27 protein-coding genes and 1 other annotated feature (1 of these 28 running past the window's edge) are annotated in these 26,246 nt (G+C 37.3%); of the genes, 15 read left to right on the top strand and 12 right to left on the bottom strand.

The features are described 5' to 3' along the window. Positions 1-55, bottom strand: a binding site (T-box leader) (it extends 167 nt beyond the left edge of the window). 139 nt (positions 56-194) lie between these two features. Beyond that, positions 195-1,211 carry a S66 family peptidase gene (locus tag EPL02_RS13880; RefSeq protein WP_131888028.1) on the top strand — a complete coding sequence of 339 codons (1,017 nt, stop codon included), beginning with the start codon at positions 195-197 and terminating at the stop codon, positions 1,209-1,211. A 32-nt stretch (positions 1,212-1,243) separates the two neighbouring features. Here EPL02_RS13880 and EPL02_RS13875 read toward each other — a convergent pair whose 3' ends face one another. Continuing rightward, on the bottom strand, positions 1,244-1,651 hold the full coding sequence (locus EPL02_RS13875) for a carboxymuconolactone decarboxylase family protein (RefSeq protein WP_131888027.1): 408 nt from the start codon (positions 1,649-1,651) through the stop codon (positions 1,244-1,246). Between the two features lie 299 nt (positions 1,652-1,950). Here EPL02_RS13875 and EPL02_RS13870 point away from each other — a divergent pair, with 299 nt between their 5' ends. Beyond that, on the top strand, positions 1,951-3,117 hold the full coding sequence (locus EPL02_RS13870) for a CapA family protein (RefSeq protein ID WP_286175447.1): 1,167 nt from the start codon (positions 1,951-1,953) through the stop codon (positions 3,115-3,117). Between the two features lie 26 nt (positions 3,118-3,143). Here the strand turns inward: EPL02_RS13870 and EPL02_RS13865 are convergent, their stop codons facing one another. Together EPL02_RS13865 and EPL02_RS13860 are read right to left on the bottom strand one after the other, a co-directional pair. Beyond that, positions 3,144-3,710 carry a TetR/AcrR family transcriptional regulator gene (locus tag EPL02_RS13865; RefSeq protein WP_131888026.1) on the bottom strand — a complete coding sequence of 189 codons (567 nt, stop codon included), beginning with the start codon at positions 3,708-3,710 and terminating at the stop codon, positions 3,144-3,146. Between the two features lie 16 nt (positions 3,711-3,726). Continuing rightward, positions 3,727-4,431 (bottom strand): MBL fold metallo-hydrolase, encoded by a 705-nt coding sequence (locus EPL02_RS13860; RefSeq protein WP_094912130.1) that lies wholly within the window; start codon positions 4,429-4,431, stop codon positions 3,727-3,729. A 168-nt stretch (positions 4,432-4,599) separates the two neighbouring features. Here EPL02_RS13860 and EPL02_RS13855 point away from each other — a divergent pair, with 168 nt between their 5' ends. The 4 genes from EPL02_RS13855 to EPL02_RS13840 all read left to right on the top strand — a co-directional run bounded on the left by EPL02_RS13855 (position 4,600) and on the right by EPL02_RS13840 (position 8,243). Beyond that, a complete protein-coding gene (locus tag EPL02_RS13855; protein ID WP_094912131.1) occupies positions 4,600-4,824 on the top strand; it encodes a hypothetical protein in 225 nt (74 codons plus the stop codon). Between the two features lie 17 nt (positions 4,825-4,841). Further along, complete coding sequence (locus tag EPL02_RS13850) at positions 4,842-5,102, top strand: hypothetical protein (protein WP_397428334.1); 261 nt, start codon at positions 4,842-4,844, stop codon at positions 5,100-5,102. Between the two features lie 43 nt (positions 5,103-5,145). After that, positions 5,146-5,655: a GNAT family N-acetyltransferase gene (locus EPL02_RS13845; RefSeq protein WP_131888025.1), complete on the top strand. Its 510-nt coding sequence runs from the start codon at positions 5,146-5,148 to the stop codon at positions 5,653-5,655. Between the two features lie 161 nt (positions 5,656-5,816). Then, on the top strand, positions 5,817-8,243 hold the full coding sequence (locus EPL02_RS13840; protein ID WP_131888024.1) for a bifunctional diguanylate cyclase/phosphodiesterase: 2,427 nt from the start codon (positions 5,817-5,819) through the stop codon (positions 8,241-8,243). Between the two features lie 32 nt (positions 8,244-8,275). Here the strand turns inward: EPL02_RS13840 and EPL02_RS13835 are convergent, their stop codons facing one another. Continuing rightward, positions 8,276-9,352, bottom strand: coding sequence for a DNA alkylation repair protein (locus EPL02_RS13835; protein ID WP_094912134.1), 1,077 nt, complete (start codon positions 9,350-9,352; stop codon positions 8,276-8,278). A 284-nt stretch (positions 9,353-9,636) separates the two neighbouring features. After that, positions 9,637-10,344, bottom strand: a complete 708-nt coding sequence (rluF, locus tag EPL02_RS13830; protein ID WP_035321142.1) for a 23S rRNA pseudouridine(2604) synthase RluF — start codon at positions 10,342-10,344, stop codon at positions 9,637-9,639. A gap of 245 nt (positions 10,345-10,589) precedes the next feature. On the opposite strand from rluF, the gene EPL02_RS13825 reads away from it, so the two are divergent. Then, complete coding sequence (locus EPL02_RS13825; RefSeq protein ID WP_078989514.1) at positions 10,590-10,742, top strand: YpzG family protein; 153 nt, start codon at positions 10,590-10,592, stop codon at positions 10,740-10,742. Between the two features lie 71 nt (positions 10,743-10,813). Further along, a complete protein-coding gene (locus EPL02_RS13820; RefSeq protein WP_094912135.1) occupies positions 10,814-10,987 on the top strand; it encodes a YfhD family protein in 174 nt (57 codons plus the stop codon). 45 nt (positions 10,988-11,032) lie between these two features. Here the strand turns inward: EPL02_RS13820 and EPL02_RS20955 are convergent, their stop codons facing one another. The 5 genes from EPL02_RS20955 to EPL02_RS13800 form a co-directional block, all read right to left on the bottom strand. Continuing rightward, complete coding sequence (locus tag EPL02_RS20955; protein WP_165932579.1) at positions 11,033-11,173, bottom strand: hypothetical protein; 141 nt, start codon at positions 11,171-11,173, stop codon at positions 11,033-11,035. A 92-nt stretch (positions 11,174-11,265) separates the two neighbouring features. After that, positions 11,266-12,273: a FecCD family ABC transporter permease gene (locus EPL02_RS13815; protein WP_131888023.1), complete on the bottom strand. Its 1,008-nt coding sequence runs from the start codon at positions 12,271-12,273 to the stop codon at positions 11,266-11,268. Next, a complete protein-coding gene (locus tag EPL02_RS13810; protein ID WP_131888022.1) occupies positions 12,270-13,280 on the bottom strand; it encodes a FecCD family ABC transporter permease in 1,011 nt (336 codons plus the stop codon). Before EPL02_RS13810 ends, EPL02_RS13815 begins: the two co-directional genes overlap by 4 nt. A 74-nt stretch (positions 13,281-13,354) precedes the next feature. Then, positions 13,355-14,272: an iron-hydroxamate ABC transporter substrate-binding protein gene (locus EPL02_RS13805; RefSeq protein ID WP_131888021.1), complete on the bottom strand. Its 918-nt coding sequence runs from the start codon at positions 14,270-14,272 to the stop codon at positions 13,355-13,357. A gap of 15 nt (positions 14,273-14,287) precedes the next feature. Then, positions 14,288-15,070 carry an ABC transporter ATP-binding protein gene (locus EPL02_RS13800; RefSeq protein ID WP_131888020.1) on the bottom strand — a complete coding sequence of 261 codons (783 nt, stop codon included), beginning with the start codon at positions 15,068-15,070 and terminating at the stop codon, positions 14,288-14,290. Between the two features lie 184 nt (positions 15,071-15,254). Between EPL02_RS13800 and EPL02_RS13795 the strand changes: the two genes are divergently transcribed. From EPL02_RS13795 to brnQ, 3 genes are all read left to right on the top strand, one after another. Continuing rightward, a complete protein-coding gene (locus tag EPL02_RS13795) occupies positions 15,255-16,307 on the top strand; it encodes an NAD(P)/FAD-dependent oxidoreductase (RefSeq protein ID WP_131888019.1) in 1,053 nt (350 codons plus the stop codon). 120 nt (positions 16,308-16,427) lie between these two features. After that, a complete protein-coding gene (megL, locus tag EPL02_RS13790; protein WP_094912141.1) occupies positions 16,428-17,603 on the top strand; it encodes a methionine gamma-lyase in 1,176 nt (391 codons plus the stop codon). A 197-nt stretch (positions 17,604-17,800) separates the two neighbouring features. Then, positions 17,801-19,141, top strand: coding sequence for a branched-chain amino acid transport system II carrier protein (gene brnQ / locus EPL02_RS13785; RefSeq protein ID WP_131888018.1), 1,341 nt, complete (start codon positions 17,801-17,803; stop codon positions 19,139-19,141). Positions 19,142-19,177: 36 nt separating this feature from the next. Here brnQ and EPL02_RS13780 read toward each other — a convergent pair whose 3' ends face one another. After that, positions 19,178-19,546 (bottom strand): VOC family protein, encoded by a 369-nt coding sequence (locus EPL02_RS13780; protein ID WP_094912143.1) that lies wholly within the window; start codon positions 19,544-19,546, stop codon positions 19,178-19,180. Positions 19,547-19,770: 224 nt separating this feature from the next. Here EPL02_RS13780 and EPL02_RS13775 point away from each other — a divergent pair, with 224 nt between their 5' ends. Next, positions 19,771-21,303 carry an AbgT family transporter gene (locus EPL02_RS13775; RefSeq protein ID WP_131888017.1) on the top strand — a complete coding sequence of 511 codons (1,533 nt, stop codon included), beginning with the start codon at positions 19,771-19,773 and terminating at the stop codon, positions 21,301-21,303. A gap of 61 nt (positions 21,304-21,364) precedes the next feature. Here the strand turns inward: EPL02_RS13775 and EPL02_RS13770 are convergent, their stop codons facing one another. Beyond that, positions 21,365-21,880, bottom strand: a complete 516-nt coding sequence (locus tag EPL02_RS13770; RefSeq protein WP_062686895.1) for a GNAT family N-acetyltransferase — start codon at positions 21,878-21,880, stop codon at positions 21,365-21,367. A gap of 154 nt (positions 21,881-22,034) precedes the next feature. Between EPL02_RS13770 and EPL02_RS13765 the strand changes: the two genes are divergently transcribed. The 3 genes from EPL02_RS13765 (at position 22,035) to ggt (ending at position 26,162) form a co-directional block, all read left to right on the top strand. Then, positions 22,035-22,604 (top strand): DUF2087 domain-containing protein, encoded by a 570-nt coding sequence (locus EPL02_RS13765; RefSeq protein ID WP_094912145.1) that lies wholly within the window; start codon positions 22,035-22,037, stop codon positions 22,602-22,604. Between the two features lie 75 nt (positions 22,605-22,679). Continuing rightward, entirely contained in the window at positions 22,680-23,888 is a 1,209-nt protein-coding gene (locus EPL02_RS13760; protein ID WP_094912146.1) for an MFS transporter, read from the top strand. Between the two features lie 192 nt (positions 23,889-24,080). Further along, a complete protein-coding gene (ggt, locus tag EPL02_RS13755) occupies positions 24,081-26,162 on the top strand; it encodes a gamma-glutamyltransferase (protein ID WP_131888016.1) in 2,082 nt (693 codons plus the stop codon). Positions 26,163-26,246: the final 84 nt, after the last annotated feature.

Here is a 26,246-nt window from a genome sequence, read left to right as displayed (position 1 = left end):
CCCTAGTCTCTGAGTAGAAATGAAAAGTTATTCATGTCCTTATCAATGCTTACGGATGATTATAATGGATGGATTTTCCTTAAGTCAAGAGAGATTTTAAAAAAAAGGAAAATAAAGATAAAATAACCCATTTAAAGTTAATTATGGTATGATGAGCAATATATTGGGAAGAGAGAAATAAGGGAGTGCTAGTCATGATTCAATTTCCACGTTTAAAACATACCGTAACGATAGGCGTAACCGCTCCTTCTTCAGGTATTCCAGAAGCTTTACATCATATGTTTCAATCAACTTGTGACAAAATGGAAGAGCGAGGGTACAAGATTCAATGCCACCAAACTGTTTGGACGCAAATGAAAGCAAAATCTGCTTCGGCGAAAGTGAGAGCTTGCGAATTGATGAGCCTGTTAGAAGATTCAGCAGTCGATCTGATTATACCGCCTTGGGGCGGAGAACTTTTGATTGAGATTTTAGAGCATCTTTCATTTCAAGAGATTAAACCAAAGTGGGTTTTAGGCTATTCTGATACAAGCTTATTCTTGCTTGCTCTGACACTTCAAACCGGTATCGCAACCGCTCATGGTCCAAACTTAGTCGATTTGCGAGGCGAGTACTGGGATGAGACGACTAAGATGTGGGAACGAGTATTAAAACTTGAAGAAGGAAAGAGCATTACGCAGTACTCTTCTACTAATTTTCAAAAAGAATGGCAGCACAATAATCCATCTCCCTGCGTCTTTAATTTAACCGAACCTACCGAGTGGAAAACAGTTGGAAACAAAGAGGTTGTGATTGAAGGAAGGTTACTTGGTGGATGTATTGACGTAATCCGTCATGTAGTTGGCACACCGTTTGGGGATGTTAAAAGATTTCAGCAAAAGTTTATACATGGTGGAAAGCTTATATGGTATTTTGAAAACTGCGAGTTATCAGCCACAGATCTGAGGCGTACCCTCGTTCAAATGAAGCTAGCAGGTTGGTTTAATTATTGTAGCGGCATACTTTTTGGTCGAAGCGCTGCTAACCATCCAGTCGGAGGCTATACAGGTGAAGATGTGTATGAAGATCTTTTTAAAGAGCTTGAAGTACCTATTGCATATGATCTTGACTTTGGACATATGCCGCCTCAGCTTACGCTTGTGAACGGTGCTTTTGCGAAGGTTGAAATTAAAAATGGAAAAGGTTATATAAAACAAACATTTACAAACTAACAGAGGTTGCATAACGCAACCTCTGTTAATTTTTATGGCTGTAAGTCGAGCATAGCTCCATAATATTGAGAAGCGGTTGTGAAACAAATAAAGGCACAAAGCTCGCTAATCTCCTTATCGTTAAAAGCTTCTTTTAAAACAACAAATGCAGTATCAGGAACGCTTTCTTTTTCTTTTAAAAAAACGTCTGTAAAGGCAATCGCCAGCATGGTTTTCTCATCTTGTTGTTTCCGATTTGGCGCACCTTTTGCTTTACAATAAGCACAGCCATTTTTTTCAGCTAATACGCGCCTTACTTCTTCCTTTAGCTGTGTTGATAGACTAAGAGTTTTTTCTAACTCATCACCTAAATCACTCCATTTATTCAAGATATCTACGTTATGACCTAATAGCCGTTGAAAAGGCGTAAATCCAACTCTAGAAAGTTCAATTCTTGACATATTTTACATCCTCCTTTCATTTTTCTAGTATAGCGTAACGGAAAAAAACAAACCTTTTCATTTGGAATTTATCTTTATTATATAATTTTTATATGTAACAAAAAAAGCATATAAAGATTACAATTGAAAATAGTTTATTCGCAAAGTAAAAATTATCAGAAAAGGTTATTTATTTAGATTATTTTGATATATTCCTAGTTTTTTCTAAAAAGTTATAGTATCCTGTTGGTAGAAAGGTTCATTTTTTGTAAAAAAATGATAGATTTTTAGGGAAAATGGTATAAAGGGGAATCGGTCAGATGGAAGAAAGAACAGGGAGAAAACAAAAGTATCGGCGGATGAAAAAAAGAGGGGTTTTTACTATTCTAGCTTTGTTACTTATGGGTTACTTTGTTATTACCAATATGAATCGTTCAGAACCTGTCAGTAAAAATGTTGCTTCGACGGAAACAGAACAACCTAAAAAAGAGCAAAAGGAAGAAGTAAAAGAGAAAAAAGCAGCATCCGTCAAGAATGAAAAAGAAACAACGATTAAAATTAGTGCAGCGGGAGACTTTACACTTGGTACAGACGAAAGTTTTCCATATCAACAGTCGTTTCCGCATGAAGCAGATAAAAATGGATTACCGTATTTTGTAGAACATATTAAAGACTTATTTGAAAACGATGACTTTACGACAGTTAATCTTGAAACAACGCTAACTAACTCGACGCAAAAAGCAGCCAAAACCTTTCGTTTTAAAGGAGATCCGTCCTACGTTAATATCTTAAAGTTAGGAAATATTGAAGCTGTGAACTTGGCAAATAATCATATTTTTGATTATCTAGATCAAGGGTATGAGGATACGATGAAAACATTAGATGAAAATGATATCGGTTACTTTGGTTATGATAACGAGTACATAACAGAGGTTAAGGGTGTTAAGATTGGTGCACTTGGGTATGAAGGTTGGGATTCAAATGTGGAAACAGCCAAAAAAGAAGTCAAGGCTGGCATAAAGCGCTTGCGCAAAGAAGGTGCAGAGATTGTTATTGTACATTACCATTGGGGTATTGAAAAAAGTCCTGTGCCAACACAAACTCAGCAAGAGCTAGCTCGCTACACGATCGATAACGGTGCAGACTTAATTCTAGGACATCATCCACATGTTGTTCAAGGCATTGAAGAGTATAAGGGAAAGTTCATTGTATATAGCCTAGGAAACTTTATGTTTGGTGGAAATCGCAATCCAAGTGATAAAGATACGTTTGTTTTTCAGCAAACGTTTCATTTGAAAGGCGGAGAGCTAACGAATAAAAAGGAAATTCAGGTTATTCCATTTAGCATTTCATCCGTAGCATCAAGAAATAACTATCAGCCAGCACCTTTACAAGGAGCTGAAGCAAGTCGAGTGAAAAATAAAATTATTAATTTATCTGCTCAAATTACAGATTCAAACTGGCTTGTTTATGAAGGCGGAGAATAAGAAAAAGCTGATACGTTGGTATCAGCTTATTTTATATTTGAAAATCCGTTTATAAATGTTTGAATCATGACAGTTAGGCTAGTGTTAGCATCGAGGTCTAGCTGAAATCCTCGCTGTTGTTCAATAAAGGTAAAGCCATGGAGTAAGCTTCTTAATCCACGTACAAGGTGAATTTTAGTAACTTTATCGATAGAATAAGCATCCATTGACTTAGTCACAATCTGCACAACGGCTTCTTGATGAGTTTTAAGCTCTGGGTCATCAGGGTTTGAAACGCGAAACATTGCCTCATACAAACCGGGAGATTGTCTCGCAAAATTTACGTAAGCAAAGCTAAGAGAGAGAATAGCTCTTTCACCAGATTGACCAATCGCTGCTTCAGCCATTACTTTATATAATTGTTGTAGTCCATAAATTGCAAGGCGCTGTCGCAAATCTGCTAGATTGGCAATATGATTATATAAAGAAGGAGTCTTAATATTTAATGATTTTGCTAACTTTCCAAGCGTTAAATTATCATGTCCTTCTTCAGTTATTAGTGATAATGAAGCTTGCAGTATAGTAGATAAGTTAATACCTGCACGAGGTGACATGAGGTGTCCTCCTATTTTAAAATGTATTTTCAGCTCTTTGAATCGCTTTCATCATGGCTTCATATGGATCTGTTATGCATGTACCATGTCCGACAGCTAGAAGCTTTGGGTGTAAAGATGCTAACTGTTTAGCACTATTAAGTGACCGATTTTTATCCCACGTTGCAAATGCAGGAAAAGGAAATGTAAGCTTTAGCGTTCCCGCAACGGCTATCCCACCTTTTGTTTGAAAAGCATCTCCTGCAATTAAAAAGCGATTTCGCTCATCAAATAAAGAGATAGAGCCAGGAGTATGCCCGGGGCTTGAGATAACTTTTAAAGAGCCAACGGTATTTTGTTCATAGAGTAAGCGGTCTGGAGAACTTTTTATTTTGGTTGATATTCCCCCCTTAATAGGCAGCATCCCTTCATCATCTAGCAAGCGTTTATCTCCATTGAGTAAAAGAGAATCTCGAGCAGATATACAGAGCTGAGCGTCAGGAAACTCTTTTTTTAGTATATCTACGGATCCAACATGATCGTCATGACCATGAGTTAGTAAGATAGTTGTCAGGGGTTTAGAAAGGGATTTAATGACTTCAATTATTTTTGGACCATGTGAAGCCAATCCTGTATCAATAAGTGTTAGTTCAGTTTCTTCTTCAATAATGTAGCAATTAATAGGGAATAAGTTCGGAAAAAAAGTTAATTGATAAAGTGTATCAAATTGAGTTACTTTCATCTATTTATCAGCTCCCATCAAGAATAAACTAATAATATTAGCTATAAAACTAATAATATTAGTTTGTTCTCAGATTTTCAAGTATTAAGGTAAATATTTCTTCCTAAAGACCTACACAAAATTAATTAATTCATATAAAATGGATAATTATAGGAAAAGGGGTGCGGAATGAAATTTCTTATAACGTTTGGAACATTTATTTTTACAACTAGTTTATTAATGCTAATAGGAGAGCTATTTTCAATATCAATTCTTCGCTTTAACTATGAATATATGAATGATGATAAGGGTTTTGAGATAAGTGTTGGATCAATTATGCCATTTGTCATAGGGATAGCTATGGGAGCTATTGTAGAAAAGCTGTATGAGCATAGCGTAAAGAAACATGCATAGAAAAGGAGAGGAGAACTTTGGAATTTATCTTTACAACTGTTGTTATTGCTGGTTTATTAGTTTCAAATCTATACGTTGTCCAAAAGAGAAAGAAACTAGGGTTAAAAGGAATTAAAAGTGCGTTAACTCCCATTTGCTTTTCTCTGATTGCTTTATGGCAGTTAGCGGCGTATTGGTTTCAGTTTTTAGGTGTGGTAAGCGTAGCTCTTACAATTATATTGCTGTTAGCTGGTGCTTATTTCACCAAGTATTCAATTATTGAAGGACCAACGAGTTGAGAGGAATGTGGCATGGAGCTGCATTTCTCTTTTTTAGGAGTGAGTGGAAATAAAGTTGTGTTTAAAGCTTTTATCTATGAAAGATGAAGAAGCTTTATATCAGTTTGAAGTCATCAACCGTACGTATTTTGAACAGCATGTTCCCTCTAGAGGTGAAGACTATTATTCACAAAGTGGATTTCATGAAAGGATGCGTGCGCTTGTGCTTGAACAGGAGCAAACAGGTTCCTTATTTTATCTGATAAAAGATGAGCATCATGGTATTATTGGACGAATCAATGTAGTTGATATTCATGATGAAGCGGGAAAGCTAGGTTATCGCATTGGAGAAGAACATGTTGGTCAAAAAATTGCAACAGAGGCAGTAAGATTACTTTTAGATAAGCTAGTAGCACGCAAGCAGGTAAAATCCCTGCAAGCTAAGACAACAGTGACAAACGTTGCTTCACAGAAAGTATTGGAGAAGAATGGGTTTTTAGCTCAAAAAAGTGTAGAGAATAACAGTGCAGCCAATCCTTCTTTGTCTTTCATTTATTATAAATGGAGCCAATGAGTTTCTCTGCTAAATCCATGAAGAGCTTAAAAATCTTTTGTTTTTGTCGATATAGATAGTGTCAAAAATCGCTTTATTTTATGAAAGAGACGATTCCGACGTATTTTAACTCTCATCTGTTTCTATAACAACATGATGATATAGGAGGAAGTATAAGACTTATGGATATCGTTTCAAGTACATATTCTCTGCCGTTGGTTATACTGTCAATTATCATTGCTATTATTGACTCATTTGCAGCATTAAATATTGGCGCACGTATATACAAAGCAAAAGGGATGTCAAAGTGGCTTTGGCTAACAGCAGGAGGAGTTGCAATGGGCGGTGGCATATGGTCCATGCACTTTATTGCAATGCTTGCATTTCATCTAAGTATTCCTGTGAGTTATAAGCTATTAGTTGTTGTTTTGTCCATCTTGCCAGCTGTAATAGCGTCTGGTTTAGCGCTTTATATAGTTGGTCAAAAAAACGTCAGTACTAGACAAGTTATTATTGGCGGAGCTGTGGTTGCAGCAGGTATTTCAGCGATGCATTATATTGGGATGGAAGCGATGGATATGGCGGCGGAAATTATCTATGATCCTTTGCTATGGATTCTATCCGTTATCATTGCTTTTATTGCTTCTGTTGTAGCAATACGCTTATTATGCTATGCGCGGATAAATGAAGGCAAGCCTCATTTTTGGTGGCAAAAGGGGTTAAGCGCACTGATCATGGGAGCAGCTATTTCAGGGATGCACTATACGGGAATGGCCGCGGCAACTTTTACCCATACTCATGATTATCAGCTGATTACGTCGTCTTTAAATCATGTGATTTTAGCTTATTCGATTGGGATTAGTACATTGCTGATATTAGGTATTACCTTAATTAGCACGTTAATTGATCGCAAGTTTGAATCGCAAACACTTCAATCTGAGCGTAAGTTTCGGTCCGTTATTGAATCCGCGATGGATGCTATTGTTTTATCAGATGCATATGGGACAATTATTTCTTGGAATAAAGGTGCTGAGCATATGTTTGGCTATAAGGAAAGTGAAGCGTTGGGGCAAAACCTTAGACTTATTATTCCACCTCGTTTTCAACAAGCCCATGCAGATGGAATGAAGCGTTATTTAAAAAGCAAATCACCGCAAGTCATTGGGAAAACGGTTGAACTAGTAGGGGTCAAAAAAAGAGACATAGAATTTCCAATCGAGCTTTCTTTAGCAAGCTGGCAGGAAGATGAACAAACATATTTCAGTAGTATTATTCGAGATATTACAGAGCGAAAGCAAGCAGCAGATAAAATAAATGAAATGGTCTATTTAGACCCTCTAACAGGATTGCCGAATCGCCATTTATTAAATGACCGCTTAACCCAAGCTATTGATCAAGCAGTCATTAACAAGTATATAATCGGCGTAATGTTTATTGATTTAGATCGCTTTAAGTATGTCAACGATACGTTAGGTCATGCTGTGGGAGATGAACTTTTAATTCACGCAGCGTCGAGGATGAAAAAACTTTTAGACAAAATAGATACGCTTAGCCGTCAAGGCGGAGATGAATTTATTATTGTATTACCGAATACAACAAGTGATAGTATTGCAAAGCTCGCAAAACATTTGTTAGAAGCGTTTAGCGAGTCATTCATTGTTAACGAACATGAAATATTTATCACACCATCGATTGGAATCTCATGTTATCCAGCCGATGGACGAAATATTGAGTCATTAATTAAAAATGCAGACACGGCTATGTATCGTGCAAAAGAACAAGGAAAGAATAATTTTCAGTTTTACACACCTGATATGAATGAAATCGTCTCAACAAAGATGAAGCTTGAAATTGGAATGAGAAAAGCGCTAGAGAGGAAAGAGTTTGTGCTACACTACCAGCCTCAAGTTGATATCTTAACAGGAAATACAATTGGAGTAGAAGCACTTGTACGTTGGCAACACCCGGAGTGGGGACACATTTCTCCAGGCGAATTCATTCCCATAGCTGAAGAAACAGGGCTTATTATTCCAATCGGAAAGTGGGTTCTTGAAGAAGCCTGTCGTCAAAATAAGGAATGGCAGGAGGAATATAATATTCCCCTGCGAATGTCAGTAAACATCTCTTCGAGGCAGTTTCAGCAAACAAACCTTGTTCAGATGGTAAAACAAACGCTAGAGGAAAGTAGATTAGCCCCTGAGTATCTTGAGCTTGAACTAACCGAAAGTATCATTCAAGACTCAAAGCATGCAATTAAAACGATGCATGAGTTAAAAAAAATGGGGATTCACCTATCAATTGATGACTTTGGAACAGGCTATTCTTCTCTTAGTTATTTAAAGTTATTTCCAATCGATACGCTGAAAATCGATCAGTCCTTTACAAAAAATATCTTTGAAAACTCAAAAGATGCCGCTTTAGTCGAGACAATTATAAATATGGCTAATAATATGGATTTGAAAGTAATTGCTGAAGGTGTAGAAACGGAAGAACAGCTAAGCTTTTTACGTCAAAAGCACTGTGATGAAGCACAAGGATATCTTTTTAGTCGACCGATTACTCCAGCTGAACTCTCAGAGCAATTTCATAAAAGGCAAACAGTATCCTAACAAGTAAAGAACCTCCCTTGAAAAGGGAGGTTTTATTGCAGATGAAAATCAAGAGATTTCATCTCAATGCCATTTACAAGTAACGTTAAAGTGTGTAAGCCGCTATAGTGTTTACGCGTAGATAAGTCTTTAAAGGAAAGCTTTCTTTCATAGTGTTTAGATAAATGCTTTTTGACTTGGAATTCTGCTAGCTTAAACACTTTTCTTGTGCGATTACCCCTTGACTTTACATAGTCTACTGCATATTCAATACGGATTTTCTCTTCTATTTCGCCATATAGATCAAATTGAAACGTTAAAGAATTTCCAACTATCACTTCATTAGCTGAAAGTTGAAAATTTGAGATAGTCACTTGATGACTTTGATTAAAGCCAAAAAGGTGTAGAGCCTTAGGGTGACCGTTCTTCAATAGCGTTCGACATGCATGCTTTAAAATCCAATCCGTATGTGGATGCGTATTAAGGTTAGCCTCAGTAAAATCTAAAAGAAGATGAGAATGCGTTTTAGAAATATCATTTAAATTATTTGCGACGCTTTTACGTACGTATAAAGAAGGGTCTTGAAGTAAGTTATTTAACACTGGAAAAATTGGAGTTGGATCTTTTTTAAAGGACACAATGGATATTCCCCAAGGAAGGCGAGGACGACAACCTTCACTAGCAAGGCGACGAACATGTTCATTTTTATGGGTGGACCACGTCAAAAATTGTTTCATCATACGCTTTTGATCTTTCAGTAAAAAGGGTCGCACTGCAAACTCGGAAGTAGAATAAGTCGTGAAAACAGCAAGTGCTTCCATTGATGTATTCCATTCATTCAAACCATACTGTTCTACATAGTCTGGAAAAATAATTCCTGCCAGCTGTCCCTTAAATTCAGGGGCAACTTTATATAAAACAGCAAGTGCTCCCTGATAATCTAAAGCTAAATGCTTATGTAGCATTATAGTAATGTGCCTCATTCTGTCTTTTAATGATTGATTGTCCCACTCTTTATGAAAGACACTTGATACAAAAGCATCTTTTGGAAACGAAGAATAAGCTGCTTTTATCGAATAGGCCAGCTTGTTAACAAAATGTTTATTGTAGATATTTCTTTGTTCAGCCATTGGTACACCTCTTCTATATAAATTGATAAAGTAAGGTAGAGACAGTATTCTTAAGATAAACGCCCTCGTAGCTCAGAAGGGAAGAGCGCCGGAAAACATTGTAGCCACCGGGTCGCAAGGTAAGGGTTTCAGAAGCACCGAAAAGCAAAATAAGCTGAAACGGGTGAAATTCCCGTTGGTGAAACTCCGTAGGGAAGCGTGTTCCCCCGAACCTAAGCTTACGAAAGGAGTGCGGGTTCGAATCCCGTCGAGGGCATAAAAAAAGCAGAGAATTTCTCTGCTAATTACCACTCTTTGGGTTCATAGTTTAATTCTTTAAACAGCTGGTTACGCTCTTTTTTTGTTAAATCACGCCATTGACCAACCGGTAAATTATTTAAGTGGATATTCATAATACGTGTACGCTGTAGGCGTAATACCTGGTAACCTAGGACTTCACACATGCGACGAATTTGACGGTTAAGCCCTTGGGTTAAAATGATTTGAAATTCATATTTCGACAACTGTGTTACTTTACACGGCAGTGTTTTTGTTCCTAAAATATGTACACCCTCTGACATATTTTTAACAAATTCTGGAGTGATAGGCTTGTCTACAGATACCACATACTCTTTTTCATGCTGATTTTCTGCACGTAGAATTTCGTTTATAATGTCATTATCATTTGTTAAAAGAATAAGGCCATCTGAATCTTTATCCAATCGTCCTACGTGGTGAATACGTAGCGGATGGTTGACAAGGTCAATGATGTTTCCCTTTACTTTCTTCTCGCTTGTACTTGTAATACCAACTGGCTTATTTAAAGCAATATATACGTTATTACGAGCAATACGAAGCTGTTCTCCACTTACTCGTACATCATCGCCAGGATATACTTGGTCACCAATCTTTGCTTTCTTACCATTAATGGTTACGCGACCTTCGCTAATTAATTTATCTGCACCGCGTCTAGAAGCTTTCCCAGATTCGCTAATGAATTTATTAACTCGCAGTTTCATCACATCCATATCTTCATTCATTTTACTTTAAAGTAATGCCTTAATATCTTATCATGCCAAGGGAATTCCGTCATTAGTTGTTCTTTTTATTATTAACAAATTTCATCTGTTTTTAACAGTGAAAAAAGGATGGAGAAAACTGTTAGCATGCTTTATGTACATTTAGCCATGCTAATAAGTGAGGTGCCAAGCGAGGCTTTCTCGTTAAAGGTAAGTATCCTAACTTTGAGGTGATAAGAATGAGTTATAAAGATCAATTAGATCCGCACTCAGAACTTTTTAGCCACAACTGGACAAGACCAAAGCGCTCGAAATCGCAGGTAAATGGACATACTCAAATGTCACAAACAAACATTATTTTGCGAAGTAACGCGAAAGCGCATCGTTGGTAAGGATGCTATTCTCTATGCAAAAGGCGCACATAGCGCCTTTTGTTAATTCAGTGAAAGTGGAGGGATAAACAATGAATCAAAAAAGTCGTGTAGAAGCGGAAAAAGCTAAATATTTCTCTTCTCAAATTATGAAAAAGCCAGGTCACTCCGATGGTGTCTACGAAGAGTTTTCAAGCGAGCTTGATCAAGCGGATTTAAAAGCTCAAGAACGTGCAAAAGCTGCGGATGAACGTCAAAGTCATTAATAAATAAAATAGCTGCCGTTTGGCAGCTATTTAATCGTCACTTAGTTATTCTCCTTGTGCACCACCAAGTGTTTTTTGGTGAGCATGTTCCGCTTCATTTCCGTTCTCTCTAAGCTTAGCTGCTTTATCATCAACTAGCTTCGATTGATCTACTGCTTGTGAGGGAGTTAATTTTTTCTTAGACAATAAAATCACCGCCTTTCGATTACACTTTTAGCTTTTCTAAAACTCAATAAAATATCAGCCTAAAATAAAAAAGACTCCCAAATGGAAGTCTTTTATTTTCTCAAAAGTAGATAAATGAAATATGGTGCACCAATCAATGCGACAATAATTCCAGCTGGAATCCCTTCAGAAGTCAGCAAGTTACGCCCAATTGTATCAGCTACTAAAAGGAAAAAGCCACCCATTAAAATAGCAACAGGAATAAATAGCTGGTTTCTCGGTCCTACAAGGCTTTTAGCAAGGTGAGGGGCTATTAATCCAATAAATGCAATTCCACCTGTTACAGATACTGCAGAAGCTGCAAGGGCTACAGCGGCAAGTAATAGTGTAATTCGTTCTTTTTCAATAGAGATTCCAACACCGATGGCCGTATGCTCATTGAGTGATAAAATATTAAGTCTGTTAGCTTTGTATAAAACAAAAGGGATTAACACAATTAGCCAAGGTAAAAGAGCTAGAACAAACGGCCAGTCTGCCCCCCAGATGTTTCCGGCTAACCATTTTGCAATAAAGTCAACCTTTTGACGTTCAGCGGAAGAGATTAAGACAATCATCGCTCCCGATAGAGCCATGGAAAATCCAACGCCAGTTAGAACTAACTTAGTAGGGGCGAGGCCTACATTTTTTTCGTAGGCAAATGCATAAATCAAGGCTGCTGTCATAATTGCTCCAATAAATCCAACAAAGGGAATCATATATACAAATGAGCCAGGATCAATTGGAAAGAATAAGAAAAATAAAGCCACACCTACTCCAGCACCTGAATTAATGCCGATAATACCTGGCTCTGCTAAATTATTTCGAGTAATGCTTTGTAAGATAGCTCCTGATAAAGCAAGCGCCATACCAGCTAGTAAAGTAATAACGATACGAGGCAGACGGATTGAAAATAAGATAAATTCTTCTTTAAACGTACCTTGTCCAAATAGAGTCGGAAGCAAGCGGTCAAAGGGTAAAGCCGCATAGCCTAATCCCATACTAACAGCAACTGTTAGCAAAATAAGAGCTGTTAGTAAAAATAAAATAAATAGCTGTTTTTTTCGTAGTGTAGGATGGATCATCGGATTGCGTGACCTCCTTTTTTAATAATAAACAAAAAGAAAGGGAGGCCAATCATTGATACAACTGCAATAATAGATGTTTCGTACGGAGCGTTAATTGTACGTGCTAGCGTATCCGCAAATAACATGAAGGATGATCCAATAAGTACAGACATCGGGATGATAAACCGGTAATCTGTTCCCACAATTGCCCTTACGATATGAGGAATCATCAAACCAATAAAAACAAGGTTACCAGCTAAAGCAACCGATGCACCAGCTAACAATACAATGACTCCAAACAAAATGACTTTAATCTTAGTTGTGTGCTGTCCTAGCCCTGTTGCTACCTCATCACTTAAGCTAAGGATGGTCAGCTGTCTAGAAAGGGCAAGTGCGATAAGTGTACCTACTATAATAAATGGAATTATAATCGATAATTGATTCCAAGATGTTAAAGTAAGTCCACCGGAAGTCCACATAGACACATCTTTTGAAATATTAAAGTAAATGCCAATTCCATCGGCGATTGCGTATAGGAAAGTGGAAACTGCCGCACCAGCTAATACAATGCGAAGAGGAGAAAATCCGCCTCTTTTTAAAGAGCCAATCCCAAATACCAGCCCAGCACCAACACCAGCTCCAATAAAACATGCAATCATAATCCAAAAATAGTTAGCAGATGGAATGAGAGCAATTGTAAGAGCAAGCGCAGCTTTAGCACCCGCTGTTAATCCAAGTAAACCAGGATCTGCAAGTGGATTCCTTGTCATTCCTTGCATGATGCCACCTGATACTGAAAGAGCGATACCTACAAAAATGGCCGCTACTTCTCGAGGAAGGCGAAGTTCGCGAATAATTAAGATTTGATCATTTGTACTAGTTGAAATAAGCGCTAACCAAACATCTTTGACAGAAATATCAGCTGCTCCAAAGACCATTGAAATAATAAACATTCCAATAAAGATTAAAAATCCAATAATGAGTTTGAATATAAAGGGAATAAATGGTTTTTTGTTCGTTGTCATGAGCCTCTCATCTTTTCTTTTATAGAATAAAGCAAAAGGAATTCTTAAAGTAAGAATTCCTTTTTATGATTGTATTACTGCTGTAAGAATTTTTCTTTAAAGAAGTTTAATTGATATTCTAATGAAATTGGATCATTAAAATAAAACTCTTTTGCATTTGCTTCAAACAGTTGATTATTCTTTACAGCAGGAATGTTTTTGTACGTATCCGTTTCTTGGAATGACGTATCTCCATCTGCATTTTTACTGAAGATTACGTAGTCACCAGCATAATCAGAAAGAACCTCTGGTGAAATTGCATAGTAACCATCTTTTAATGCCATTTCTTTTACTTTTTCAGGCATTTTTAATTCCATTTCTTGATATAAAATTTCTGTACCACGTGCCCAATTATCACCGAATACATAGAGTTGCTTGTCAAAGTTTTCAATAACTGAAACAGTTGCATCTTCACCAATTTTTGCTTTAATATCTTTACCAGCTGCTTTTGCATCAGCTTTGAAATCATCAATCCATGTTTGAGCTTCTGTTTCTTTGTTTAAAGCTTTACCAATTTCTAAGTGCTGAGTTAAGTAATCTACTTTTCCATACGTATACGTAACGGTTGGAGCAATTTCTTGTAGTTTATCAATGTTCTTTGTTGTAGATAAACCAATGATTAAATCTGGGTTTAATTCAATGATTTTTTCTAAGTCGTCTTCTGTTACAACTTCCGCATCTTTTAGCTGGTCTTTAAAGCGAGGATTGTCTTTTGACCATGAATCTACTCCAACTACGTTTGTATCTAAAGCTAAAACGTTTCCAACAAATGAAGCAAGAACAACTACGCGCTTAGGATCAGCAGGAACTTCAATTGGTCCATTTTCAGATTCGTATGTAACAGTATCTGATTTTTTATCTTTTGCTTCATTACCTTGACTTTCGTTTGCGTTACCGCAAGCGCTAATAATGAGCACGAGTAAAAGCATAAAGGGAAGTAATAATTTTTTCATGTTGCTAGTCTCCTTCTATAGTAAATTATACGTAATACACATCGGTTTATTTGTTCTAGGATCTCGTCCAATTTCAGCATCGATTTGGAAGACTTCCTTTAAAACGTCTTGCTGCATGACTTCTTCGCACGTACCCGCTTTTATAATTTCGCCATCTTTCATTGCGATAATGTAATCTGCAAAACGGGCAGCTTGGTTTAAATCATGCAAAATCATGATAACAGTGCGCTCTTGCTCTTCGTTGAGTTTCTGTAAAAGCTCAAGCACCTCAAGCTGATGCGCCATATCGAGATAAGTAGTGGGTTCGTCTAAAAAGATTATATCAGTTTCCTGAGCTAATGCCATTGCAATCCAAACGCGCTGACGCTGGCCACCGGATAAGGCATCAACAGGACGGTACTTATAGTCTAGTGTTCCTGTTACTTCAAGTGCCCAGTCAATAACTTCGTAATCTTTCTTTGTTAAGCGACCAAAACCTTTTTGATAAGGGAATCGTCCATAAGATACGAGCTCTCCTACGGTGAGTCCGTTTGCGCTTTCAGGAGACTGAGGAAGGATTGCTATTTTCTTTGCAAGCTCTTTCGTATTTTCTTTTGCAATACTAGATCCGTCTAATAATACGGTGCCAGATTGATGAGGAATTAAGCGTGTAATAGCTTTCAACAGCGTTGACTTTCCACAGCCATTTGAACCAATAATAGTGGTGATTTTTTTATCAGGAATTTGAACACTCAAATTTTTTACGATTACCCGTTCACCATATCCAATGTTGAGCTCTTCTGTATGTAGGCGAACCATGGCGAAACCTCCAGTGCAAAAGTGTTAATTAGAATGGTGATAATGATTATCATTTCTAATTCATTTTTACTATAATAGTCTGTTTGAGTTCTGTCAATCATTATTTTATTTGTCAATTCAATTAAAAAGATGTATATTTAAATGAGAATGATAATCAATGATGATTACTAGGAGTGAGCGAATCGTGAAAAACTCAGAGCTTTATGATGTAACCGTAATTGGCGGTGGACCAGCTGGGCTATACTCTACCTTTTATAGTGGGCTTCGTGAAATGAAAACGAAATTAATTGAATTTCAGCCTCGTTTAGGAGGGAAAGTCCACGTTTATCCCGAGAAAATGATATGGGACGTGGGAGGTTTAACCCCGACTCCTGGAGCCCAATTAATTGAGCAGCTTGTAGCTCAAGGATTAACGTTTGATCCAACAGTTGTATTAAACGAGAAAATTGAATCTATCTCTCGAAATAATGAGGGACATTTTTTATTAATGGGTTCTTCGGGCGAAATACATCAATCTAAAACAGTAATCATAGCGGTAGGTGGCGGGATTTTGAATCCGCAAAAGTTAGAAATTGAAGGAGCAGAGCGTTTTGAGATTTCAAATTTAAATTATACTGTAAAATCACTGCAACGCTTTAAAGATAAAGTCGTAATTGTTTCCGGAGGAGGAAATTCAGCCATTGACTGGGCTAATGAATTAGAGCCTGTGGCGAAAAAAGTGTACTTAACATACCGAAAAGACTGTTTATCTGGTCATGAGTCACAGGTGACACAGTTAATGAATAGTTCTGCAACTTGTATGTTAAATACATCAATTAGCAAGTTAATAGCTGATGGAAACAGTGAAAAAATTGCTAAAGTGGAGCTTATCAGCCATTTAACTGGAGAAGTTACATATTTACCAATTGACGAAGTAATCATTAACCATGGGTACGAGCGAGACACATCATTACTTCAGAACAGTGAGCTTTCAATTGAAATGATTCATGACTACTATATTGCAGGAAACTCGTCAAGCGAAACAACTGTGCCCGGATTATATGCAGCAGGCGATATTTTGCAGCATGAAGGAAAAGTAAACTTAATTGCGGGTGCGTTTCAAGATGCAGCGAACGCTGTAAATCGGGCAAAGCTGTTTATTGAGCCTAATGCTAATAAAGTCGCAATGGTTTCTTCTCATAACGAAGTGTTCAAAAAGCGCAATAGAGAGCTAGTAAAGCAAATGTTACAAGCGTAAGAGGTGGCTACATATATAGTAGCCACCTTTTTTTTCGTGTAATTGTATCGTGACAAACTACTAGACAATTTCATATAATTTTATAAGTAAGCGCTTACAATTAGTAGGGAGATGAAGGGAATGGCGAACACAGAGAAATATAAATTTGAAACAAAAGCGGTTCATGGCAAATATGAATCAAGCATGCATCATGACAGCCTTGCTACACCGCTATATCAAACATCCACTTTTACCTTTTCAAGCTTAAACCAAGGAGCAAGGCGTTTTGCGGGAGAAGAGAGTGGATATGTCTATTCAAGATTAGCAAATCCCACCGTAGCAGAGTTTGAAAGTCGAATGGCAGAGCTGGAAGAAGGTGAAGAAGCGCTAGCATTTAGTTCAGGAATGGCTGCTGTATCTGCAGCTTTAATTGGTTTAACAAAGGCTGGAGATCATATTCTTTGTTCAAAAGGTCTTTACGGCTGTACGTTTGGTTTATTGGAGCTATTAAATGAAAAATATGGAATTACACATTCTTTTTCAACCTTTCTAACAGTAGAAGAAATAAAAGCTAGCATTACTGATAAAACCGCGTGCATTTATATTGAAACACCGATTAATCCTACTATGCAGGTCATTGATTTAACCCTTTTAGTGTCAGTAGCAAAAGAACATGGAGTTCCAGTTATCGTTGATAATACATTTTTAACGCCATATTTGCAAAAGCCGTTAACTCTTGGATGTGACCTTGTTATACACAGCGCCACTAAATATATTGGTGGGCATGGTGATGTTGTGGCAGGCGTAATGGTTGGAGAAGCAAGCCTGATTCAAAGCATAAGAAAGACTGTTCAAAAAGATATCGGTGGAATTCTTGCACCTTTTGATGCGTGGTTATTAATTAGAGGTTTAAAAACCTTGCCTGTTAGAGTGGATCGACATTGTGAAAATGCAGAGAAAATTGTTGAAAAGCTGAAAATACATCCAAAAGTAAAAACGGTATATTATCCAGAAATAAAAGGGAGATTAGAAAAACAAATGGAAAGGAGCGGAGGGGTGTTAGCCTTTGAATTGAATGGATCAGAGGAATCTGTGAAGGAGTTTATGAATGAATTAAGCCTAATCTCCATTGCAGTTAGCTTAGGTGATACAGAAACTTTAATTCAACACCCTGCTTCAATGACGCACGCGGTTGTTCCTGAAGGTATCAGAAAGGAAATGGGCATATCAAACAAGCTATTGCGCCTATCTGTAGGCTTAGAATTTTGGGAAGATATATGGAAAGACTTAGAAAATGCACTTGATAAAATTAGCTAATTATGTAAGAAGGAAAAGACCTTTTTAATAGGGTCTTTTTTGTTTTGTCAAGAATTTTGTTCTGAAAATAAAAAGTTATGTTGAAATATACATATTCACTAGTTATAATGGTGTACATGCTTCTAATGAACGTTTTTAAATTATTCTGAAAAATATTTCGGAAAGTAATTTCAACCAAGAAATACGGAGGGTTTTAGTTGTCAAATAAAATACCATTTTCATTTATTGTTGTAATTGGTCTTATGTTATTCGCTCTATTTTTTGGAGCGGGAAATTTAATTTTTCCAGCTATGCTTGGTCAATCAGCTGGTACGAATTTATGGTCCGCAAATGCTGGTTTTTTACTTACAGGGGTAGGTCTTCCTTTAATCGGGGTAATGGCCCTTGGGTTTTCAGGCAAAGATGATTTGCAATCTTTAGCTAGTCGAGCACACCCTGTTTTTGGTCTTGTGTTTACGATTATCCTTTATTTAGCTATCGGTCCACTTTTTGCAATCCCTCGAGCGGGAACAGTTTCTTATGAAATTGGCGTTAAGCCGTTTTTACCAGAAAGCGTAGGAGGCTTACCTCTATTAATTTTCACCATTATTTTCTTTGGGCTTGCGTGCTTCTTTTCACTTAAGCCAGGAAAGATTGTCGATATTATTGGAAAGGTGTTAACACCTGTTAAAATTGGTTCTATTGGTATTTTAGTTGTTGTAGCGATTGTAGCTCCAATCGGTGAATTTAGAGCTCCTCTAGAAGCGTATGAAACCAATTCATTCTTCAAAGGCTTTCAAGAGGGATATCTAACGATGGATACGCTAGCTTCATTTGTATTCGGTATTATGATTATTAATACTATCCGTGATAAAGGGGCTACGACTAGGAAGCAAATCATTGCGGTATGCGGAGCAGCAACTCTTATCACAGCGACAGTATTAGGCGTTTTTTATACTGCTCTTGCTTACATGGGAGCAGCAAGCGTATCTGAGTTAGGCTATTTAGATAATGGTGGGTCTGTGCTCGCTAGCGTATCGAATTATTATTTTGGTTCATTTGGAGGCGTGTTTCTAGGTATTATGATTACCGTAGCATGCTTAACAACAAGCATTGGACTAATCATTGCTTGTTCTACTTTCTTTCACCAGCTATTTCCTAAAGTTAGCTATAAAGCACTTGCTGTTATTCTATCTGCCTTTAGTGCACTTGTTGCTAATATCGGTTTAACACAGCTAATTGCAGTTTCTGTACCAGTACTAACGGCTATTTATCCACTTGCCATTGTACTTATTGTGCTTACATTTTTACATCCTTTATTTAAAGGACATCCTGTTGTATATCAAGGAAGCTTACTTTTAACATTCATTGTAAGTTTATTTGATGGATTGGGTGCTGCTGGGGTGAAAATGCAGGCAGTAGATTCAGCTTTTACACAATTATTACCTCTATATGATGTGGGGCTAGGATGGGTTGTTCCAGCCATCATTGGGGGCATCGTCGGATATGTTGTTGTATTGCTACGAGCGGGAACAGTTTTAAATAGACCAAGTAAATAAAAATGAAAAAGCATGCTGAAGAGCATGCTTTTTCTGTTACACCCACTCTAAAAATTCCAAGCGATTACCAAAAGGATCATTTACATAAATGCGGTTAGCGTTTGGTAACTTTTCATCTTGGATAAAGGGAACGTGATGAGTTGTAAGGTGCTCTTTCAAAGCGAATAAATTTTCAACTTCAAAAGCAGGGTGTGCTTTTTGGGCAGGTATAAATGTTTGTTCAATTCCAATATGAAGTTCACAGTTGTTGAGTGTAAACCATACTCCACCATTTTTTTGAAGTTCAGTCGGTTTTTGAACTTCTTGAAAACCAAGAAGTTCATGAAAAAAACGCCGGGCTTCATTTTCACTATTAGGTGGAGCAGCAAGCTGAACGTGATCAATGCGTTTAAGAGAATAAACCAATGAATCGCCTCCATTTAAACTCACTTCTTTCCTGTATAATTTAGTATAGTGGATAGTTCTATTGTGTAGTAGAAAGAAAAAGTAGCGCACAATAATAAGAAATTCTTATGAAAAGACTAATTTTTTAGAAAATTTATTGATTTCTGTTTTCTTTTCGTGTTACCCTTTTAAAAAGGAATTTAAATGGAAATTTTCCTAAAACATCGATAGAAGGGAAGGCAGCTATGAATCCGGAAGTAAATCAGGTTGAGAAAAAAGGAATTATAGTAAGGGTATTAGACTCTATTGAAAGGGTTGGGAATAAACTTCCACACCCCGCAGTATTATTTGCTATTTTTGCGATGAGCATTATGATTGTTTCATGGATTGTAAGTGTACTGGACGTAACGACTGTCCATCCTGGAACAGGTGAAGAACTTCCAATTAGAAATATGTTTTCTAAAGAAGGGATTCAGTTTATCTTTACATCAATGCTATCCAATTTCACAGAGTTTCAGCCTCTTGGTTTAGTACTAGCTATGATGCTTGGTATCGGAGTGGCTGATAAGGTTGGACTAATTGAAACGTTTATTAAAAAGACTATTATAAATGCACCTAAAAGTGTTATTACATACGCAATTGTTTTTGCAGGAGTGCTTGGTAATTTAGCAGCAGATGCGGCGTTTGTCATTATTCCTCCGCTTGCGGCAACCATTTTTTATACGCTAGGAAGGCATCCTTTTGCTGGTTTAGCAGCTGGCTTTGCGGGAGTAGGTGCAGGGTTCAGTGCTAACTTGGTCATTTCAGGTAATGATGCTTTATTATCCGGAATTGCAAATGAAGTAGTGAAAACGGTGAGCGATACGGCAACGGTAACACCCGTTGATAACTGGTTTTTTAATGCGGCATCTGTAGCGCTTGTTGTTCTTGTCGGTGGACTTGTAACAGAAAAAATTATTGAGCCAAGACTTGGTACGTACAAAGGGAATAAAGCATCTGTGATGTCAAAGGTATCCAACCTTGAAGTCAAAGGGCTTCGAAATGCCGGTATTGTAGGGTTTCTTTACATAGGAATGATTGCTATGATGACTGTTCCAAAAAGCGGGCTGTTAAGAAGCGATGAAGGTACTATTATTCCAAGTCCATTTTTAGATGGTATTGTACCAATTACGCTCATTTTCTTTCTGTTAATTGGAATGGCTTATGGATTTACAGTAGGAAATCTAAAGTCTATTTCCGATGTTCCTAACTTAATGGCAGAGTCAATGAAAGACATGGCAGGCTTTATCGTCTTAATTTTTGCGGCTTCTCAGTTTATTGCATACTTTAACTGGACGAACATTGGTACGTGGATTGCTGTAAGTGGAGCTGAGATACTAACAGGAATTGGGCTAACAGGACTGCCTGTTATCATCGGATTCATCTTTTTGACTGCAGTATTGAATTTATTTATCTTTAGCGGGTCTGCCCAGTGGGCTTTAATGGCTCCTATCTTTATCCCGATGTTAATGTTGCTTGATTATCATCCGGCATATGTGCAAATGGCTTACCGAATTGCCGATTCGTCCACTAATGTTATTACGCCATTAAATCCGTATTTTCCAATTATCTTGGCATTAATGAAAGATTATGATAAAAGGTCAGGAATTGGCTCTCTCATTTCATTAATGCTCCCGTATAGCGTAGTCATTTTGGTTGCCTGGACTTTATTCTTTCTCATTTGGAATCTTTTTGGGCTTCCGATTGGGCCGGGGATTGAGATGTTTATCAATAAATAAGAAAGTCGCTGTGTAAAGCGACTTTTTTATTTGTCATCACCGCATTTTGGAGATAATGCCATTAGGATCTTGGCAGTAGCTTCATGTCCATAAAAATCGTATCCCATACCCCATCTTTTTCAGTGAAGCGTGTGTGAAAGCCCCTTGATTGCCAAAATGCAAAGCCGCCAGGAAGGAATGGGTGAGTGTGTAAGCTTAAGACATCATACGTCCCTTGACTAAAAGACAGTGCTTGTTGAAAGAGCTGTTTGCCAATTCCACAGCGGCGATACTTTTCGTCAACATAACACTTAACAATTTCAGCTGTGTTTTCTGGATAAAAGTCGTTCAGATGACTAAAACGACGGTCATATGGATAAACACAAATGGTTCCAATTACTTCATTGGTAGGTGAAAAAGCAGCGAAGAAAGCTGTTTTTTCTTTATGTAAGTAGTGCATTTCAAAGTTTGCTAAATCTGGAGAAAGGACATCCTTATTCAGCATGGGAAACAGTTGACTGCGCATTTTAACTAAAAAAGCAACAACTTGTTTTGCGTCTGTAGTGGTGACTTGCTTAATAGCGACAGTAGATAGCATAAAATTTCTCCTTAGACTAAAAAAATTCCGTGTATGGTGAGAGTATACACCATTTCTTTGTAAAAAAGATTAGTATTTTCTGAAAAATAACTTTAAATATTCTATAAATTAGATTATAGTCTAATTAGATAAATATCTAACTAGGAGTGTTTATATGCAGTTGAAACGTATTGTGGACTTTCATAAAACAATGGGAGATCCGACGCGAATTCGTATTCTAAGTTTACTAAAGTCAGGACCTCTGAACGGGCAAGCAATTGCAGGCAAGCTAGGACTAAAACCGCCAACGATTACGCACCACATGGCAAAGCTTCGAGATATTGGACTGATTAAAGAACGAAGAGACAAAAATACGATTTATTTTTATCTCAATGTAAAAGCACTAGAAGCAAGCGCAACGGCTATTTTAACGATTGTAAATGAAGAGGTGATTGAAACAGTGGAAGAAAATGATCGTTTTAAAATTTTAAAGACCTTTTTTACTGCTGATGGAAAGCTGACAAATTTACCAGCACAGCGTAAAAAGCGCATGGTTGTGCTTGAAAAGATTATCAGTGATCTTAAGTATGGAATTGTTTATGAAGAAAAAGAACTGAATGAGTATTTAAAAAAGTTTCATGATGATTACGCAACGTTAAGGCGTGAATTAATCATGAATCATTATATGTATCGAAAAGATAATCAATATGAAATGAACCCTAAAGAGCTATGGGGCAAGATGTAAGCTAGTTTAATCAACTAGCTTTTATTTCACACAACTAATTAGATGATTATCTAATTAGTTAAAGGGGATAGAAAGATGATTTATTTATTAAAAGTTGAGAAAGCATATCGAAGTTTATTTTTAGCAGGGATTGTGAACGGAGTAGGAGATCGTTTCAGCCAAGTAGCGTTGTTAGCTTTGCTTTTAGAATATACGGAATCTGGCCTAGCAGTAGGTACAGCACTTGGCATTAGGGTTCTTCCGTTTCTTTTTTTTGGCCCCTTAGGAGGAGCGCTTGCGGATCGTTTTTCAAAGCCAATGATTTTAATTGTTACAGACCTCATTCGAATTCCGTTTGCTTTAGCTTTTATATGGGTAAACGATTCTTCAATGATTTGGCTTGTTTATGTAAGTACGTTTGTATTAGCAGCGGGAGAAGCTATCTATGCTCCTACAAGAAAGGCTTTAATACCTACTGTTATTCATTCGAACCGTATTGTACAGGTTAATAGTTTAGAGCAAGTATTATTAGGAATTGTATTAGTTGGTGGCTCTCTTATTGGTGGCTTTGCTTCTTTTTATATAGGAAGTGATGTCACGTTTATATTAAATGCGTGTTCTTTTTTATTTGCCAGTTTAATTGTATACAAACTAGTAGATAGAGGTGGACAACAAGTAAATTCGAAACCAACAGAATCCATTACAATTTCTGCTGTTTATTCAATTATTACGTCTTCGGTAGCTTTAATTTTGGTTTTTTGCTTTGAACTTTTTGTACCTATCTTTAATGGAATTGATAACGTACTCATTAGCGTGTATGCTGTTCAAGAATTTAACATAGAAAGCTGGGGGGTAGGCTTGTTTTACGGAGGACTTGGGATGGGGCTAATGCTTAGCTTTATTGTGGCGAATCGAATCCGAAAATATCTGTTGATTTGTGGATTAGTCTCTCTTGGAGTAGAAGGTATTTTCTTAATGATGATAAGTAACACCTATTCCTGGCAGCTAGCGTTTTGCTTTTATTTGGTTCTAGCATTCTTTTCAGGTATTAGCAACGCTTGTCTGGATTCAGTTGTTATGAGAGTGACGCCTTTACAACATCAAGGAAAGGTATTTGGTATGTTTACAACCATTTCCAACGTAACTCTGGGTTTATCTATGTTTGGAGCAGGCTTATTATTGACAGTAATAGATAGTCGAACACTTGGATTAATTGGTGGGATGGGATATGTAATCATCAGTGTAGGGTTAGTATGTATTTATATCATAAGGACTCTTAAGCAAAAAAAAACTCCTTTAATATAACATAATGAGTTGAAAGGCTGCTCAATTATTTTAGTAGCTTTTTTAGTTAATTAGGACCTATTAGTTTCTAAATATTGTTATTTATAGTTAAAATGTATTATTTTGCTTTATTTTGTAAAAAATTATGAAAATTTAGTTTATTATAGAATGTGAATGGATACATTCCACCTATTAAAAAGGAGCGTGAAGTAGATGAAGGTGTTAAAAAGTTTTTTTGCTATTATGCTAGTCTTTAGTGTTATTGCACCAGTAGGATCTGCAGAAGTGCCAGGAGTGAATCGCTCGATGAAGCAAGGAGCGACGAAAGGCCTTGTGTCTGTGTCACACCCTTTAGCAGCTAAAGTAGGGAAAGAAGTGTTAGAAAATGGTGGTAACGCCGTCGATGCAGCCGTAGCTATTCAGCTTTCTTTAAACGTTGTTGAGCCAATGATGTCAGGTATTGGTGGCGGCGGATTTATGATGATTTACGATGAGAAAGAAAACGATATTGAAATGATTGACGGTCGTGAAATGGCGCCAGCTAATGTAACATCGAAATTGTTCTTAGATGAAAAAGGAAAGCCTGTACCTTTTAGCAAGAGACACACAACTGGAAAGGCAGTTGGAGTTCCTGGTACAGCAAAAGTATTAGAACAAGCCCTTGCAGATCATGGGACAATGACATTTAAAAAGCTAATTGAACCAGCTATTAAACAAGCGGATAAAGGTGTTAAGGTCAATTGGTCGATGGCACAGTATATTAATGAAAATAAGTCGAAGTTGAAAAATAATAAAGCAGCATCCGAGATTTTCCTTCAAAATGGCGAACCCCTTGAAGAAGGAGATTTACTCCTACAAAAAGATCTTGCTAAAACGTTTAGAATTTTACAAGAGGATGGTCCTGCAGCTTTTTATGAAGGAGATATTGCGAAAGCTTTAGCTGAAGAAGTACAAGCTAAAGAAGGAACGATGACTGAAGAAGATTTGAAAAATTATACAGTTAAGAAAAGAGAGCCTGTATCTACTACATACAGAGGTTATGATGTTATTAGTGCAGCACCGCCGAGCTCAGGTGGATTAACGGTGTTACAAATTTTAAAGCTGATGGAAGGTTATGATGTTAAAAAAATGGGAGCAAACTCTCCTCAGTACCTTCATTATTTAACAGAAGCGATGCACTTAGCGTACGCAGATCGCGCAGCTTATATGGCTGACGAAGATTTTTACGCTGTACCTAAAGAAGGCTTACTAAACGAAGAATATTTAAATGAACGTCGTAAGCTTATTAACAAAAATCGTTCAACACCTGAGGTGAAAGAAGGAGATCCTTGGAAGTATCAAGGTGGGGAGAAAGAAAAGAAAGAAGTCGTGAAAGAAGAAACGCCAATCGGACAAACCACCCATTTTTCAGTAGTAGATAAGTGGGGAAATATGGTTTCATATACAACTACTATTGAACAAGTATTTGGATCAGGTATTATGGTCCCTGGATATGGCTTTATGCTTAATAATGAAATGACGGACTTTGATGCAACACCAGGTGGAGTTAACGAAGTAGAGCCAGGCAAGCGACCACGGAGCAGTATGTCCCCAACATTTTTAGGAAAAGATGGAAAGCCGTTTATGGCAATTGGTTCACCAGGAGGCCCAACAATTATTGCATCTGTCGCTGAAACAATTATGAATGTTGTAGATCACGAGATGCCTATTCAAGAAGCAATTTTAACACCGCGTATTTATTCAGCAGCTTATCCAACCGTTAGATGGGAGCCTGATATTGATCAAAATACGCGATTAGAGCTAATGGCTAAAGGGCATGCTTTTGAAGAAACAGCGCAGCATATTGGAAATGTCCAAGCAGCTATTCTTGATCGAGAAACCGGAAAGATGTACGGTGGGGCTGACAACACCCGTGAAGGAACCGTTTTAGGAGTGGATCGCTTTTCCTATAAAGCAAAACAGCCCAAGCCAATTCAAGAACAAAAAGAGGGGCCGTTCACAGTAAAAGTGAATAATGTCAAGTACCCATATACGCATGACCAGCTTAAGCTCATCGATGGCAAGCCTTATGTACAAGCTGATAAACTGCTACTTGGTTTGGGGCTTTTAAAAACGAGCGATTTGAAGCTGTATAAGCCAACGAAACACTCCTACTTACCGGCTGCTACTACTGCAGTAGGAGCAGGATTTGAAGTGAAGTGGGATGAAGAGAAAAAAGAGCTTTCTTTACAGAGGGACCCTGTAGAAATTGATAATCCAATTGATGATGAAGATGGAGACATTATCACGAACTAAAGTTTAGTATTAAAAGAGACCAAGATATAAGTAGGTAAGCCCCTACTATACCTGAACAATTAAGAGTTATGAATTCTTAATTGT

The sequence above is a fragment of the Bacillus sp. CBEL-1 genome, assembly GCF_004348885.1.
GTDB lineage: Bacteria > Bacillota > Bacilli > Bacillales > Bacillaceae_H > Priestia > Priestia aryabhattai_A.
The sequence above is the reverse complement of the archived record's forward strand: the minus strand, read 5'-3'. Positions and strand labels throughout refer to the sequence as shown.

Coding starts and splice junctions, on each gene's coding strand:
- EPL02_RS13880 (WP_131888028.1), top strand. CDS start 195: ATGATTCAATTTCCACGTTTAAAACATACCGTAACGATAGGCGTAACC.
- EPL02_RS13875 (WP_131888027.1), bottom strand. CDS start 1,651: ATGTCAAGAATTGAACTTTCTAGAGTTGGATTTACGCCTTTTCAACGG.
- EPL02_RS13870 (WP_286175447.1), top strand. CDS start 1,951: ATGGAAGAAAGAACAGGGAGAAAACAAAAGTATCGGCGGATGAAAAAA.
- EPL02_RS13865 (WP_131888026.1), bottom strand. CDS start 3,710: ATGTCACCTCGTGCAGGTATTAACTTATCTACTATACTGCAAGCTTCA.
- EPL02_RS13860 (WP_094912130.1), bottom strand. CDS start 4,431: ATGAAAGTAACTCAATTTGATACACTTTATCAATTAACTTTTTTTCCG.
- EPL02_RS13855 (WP_094912131.1), top strand. CDS start 4,600: ATGAAATTTCTTATAACGTTTGGAACATTTATTTTTACAACTAGTTTA.
- EPL02_RS13840 (WP_131888024.1), top strand. CDS start 5,817: ATGGATATCGTTTCAAGTACATATTCTCTGCCGTTGGTTATACTGTCA.
- EPL02_RS13835 (WP_094912134.1), bottom strand. CDS start 9,352: ATGGCTGAACAAAGAAATATCTACAATAAACATTTTGTTAACAAGCTG.
- EPL02_RS13825 (WP_078989514.1), top strand. CDS start 10,590: ATGAGTTATAAAGATCAATTAGATCCGCACTCAGAACTTTTTAGCCAC.
- EPL02_RS13820 (WP_094912135.1), top strand. CDS start 10,814: ATGAATCAAAAAAGTCGTGTAGAAGCGGAAAAAGCTAAATATTTCTCT.
- EPL02_RS13815 (WP_131888023.1), bottom strand. CDS start 12,273: ATGATCCATCCTACACTACGAAAAAAACAGCTATTTATTTTATTTTTA.
- EPL02_RS13810 (WP_131888022.1), bottom strand. CDS start 13,280: ATGACAACGAACAAAAAACCATTTATTCCCTTTATATTCAAACTCATT.
- EPL02_RS13805 (WP_131888021.1), bottom strand. CDS start 14,272: ATGAAAAAATTATTACTTCCCTTTATGCTTTTACTCGTGCTCATTATT.
- EPL02_RS13800 (WP_131888020.1), bottom strand. CDS start 15,070: ATGGTTCGCCTACATACAGAAGAGCTCAACATTGGATATGGTGAACGG.
- megL (WP_094912141.1), top strand. CDS start 16,428: ATGGCGAACACAGAGAAATATAAATTTGAAACAAAAGCGGTTCATGGC.
- EPL02_RS13775 (WP_131888017.1), top strand. CDS start 19,771: ATGAATCCGGAAGTAAATCAGGTTGAGAAAAAAGGAATTATAGTAAGG.
- EPL02_RS13770 (WP_062686895.1), bottom strand. CDS start 21,880: ATGCTATCTACTGTCGCTATTAAGCAAGTCACCACTACAGACGCAAAA.
- EPL02_RS13765 (WP_094912145.1), top strand. CDS start 22,035: ATGCAGTTGAAACGTATTGTGGACTTTCATAAAACAATGGGAGATCCG.
- EPL02_RS13760 (WP_094912146.1), top strand. CDS start 22,680: ATGATTTATTTATTAAAAGTTGAGAAAGCATATCGAAGTTTATTTTTA.
- ggt (WP_131888016.1), top strand. CDS start 24,081: ATGAAGGTGTTAAAAAGTTTTTTTGCTATTATGCTAGTCTTTAGTGTT.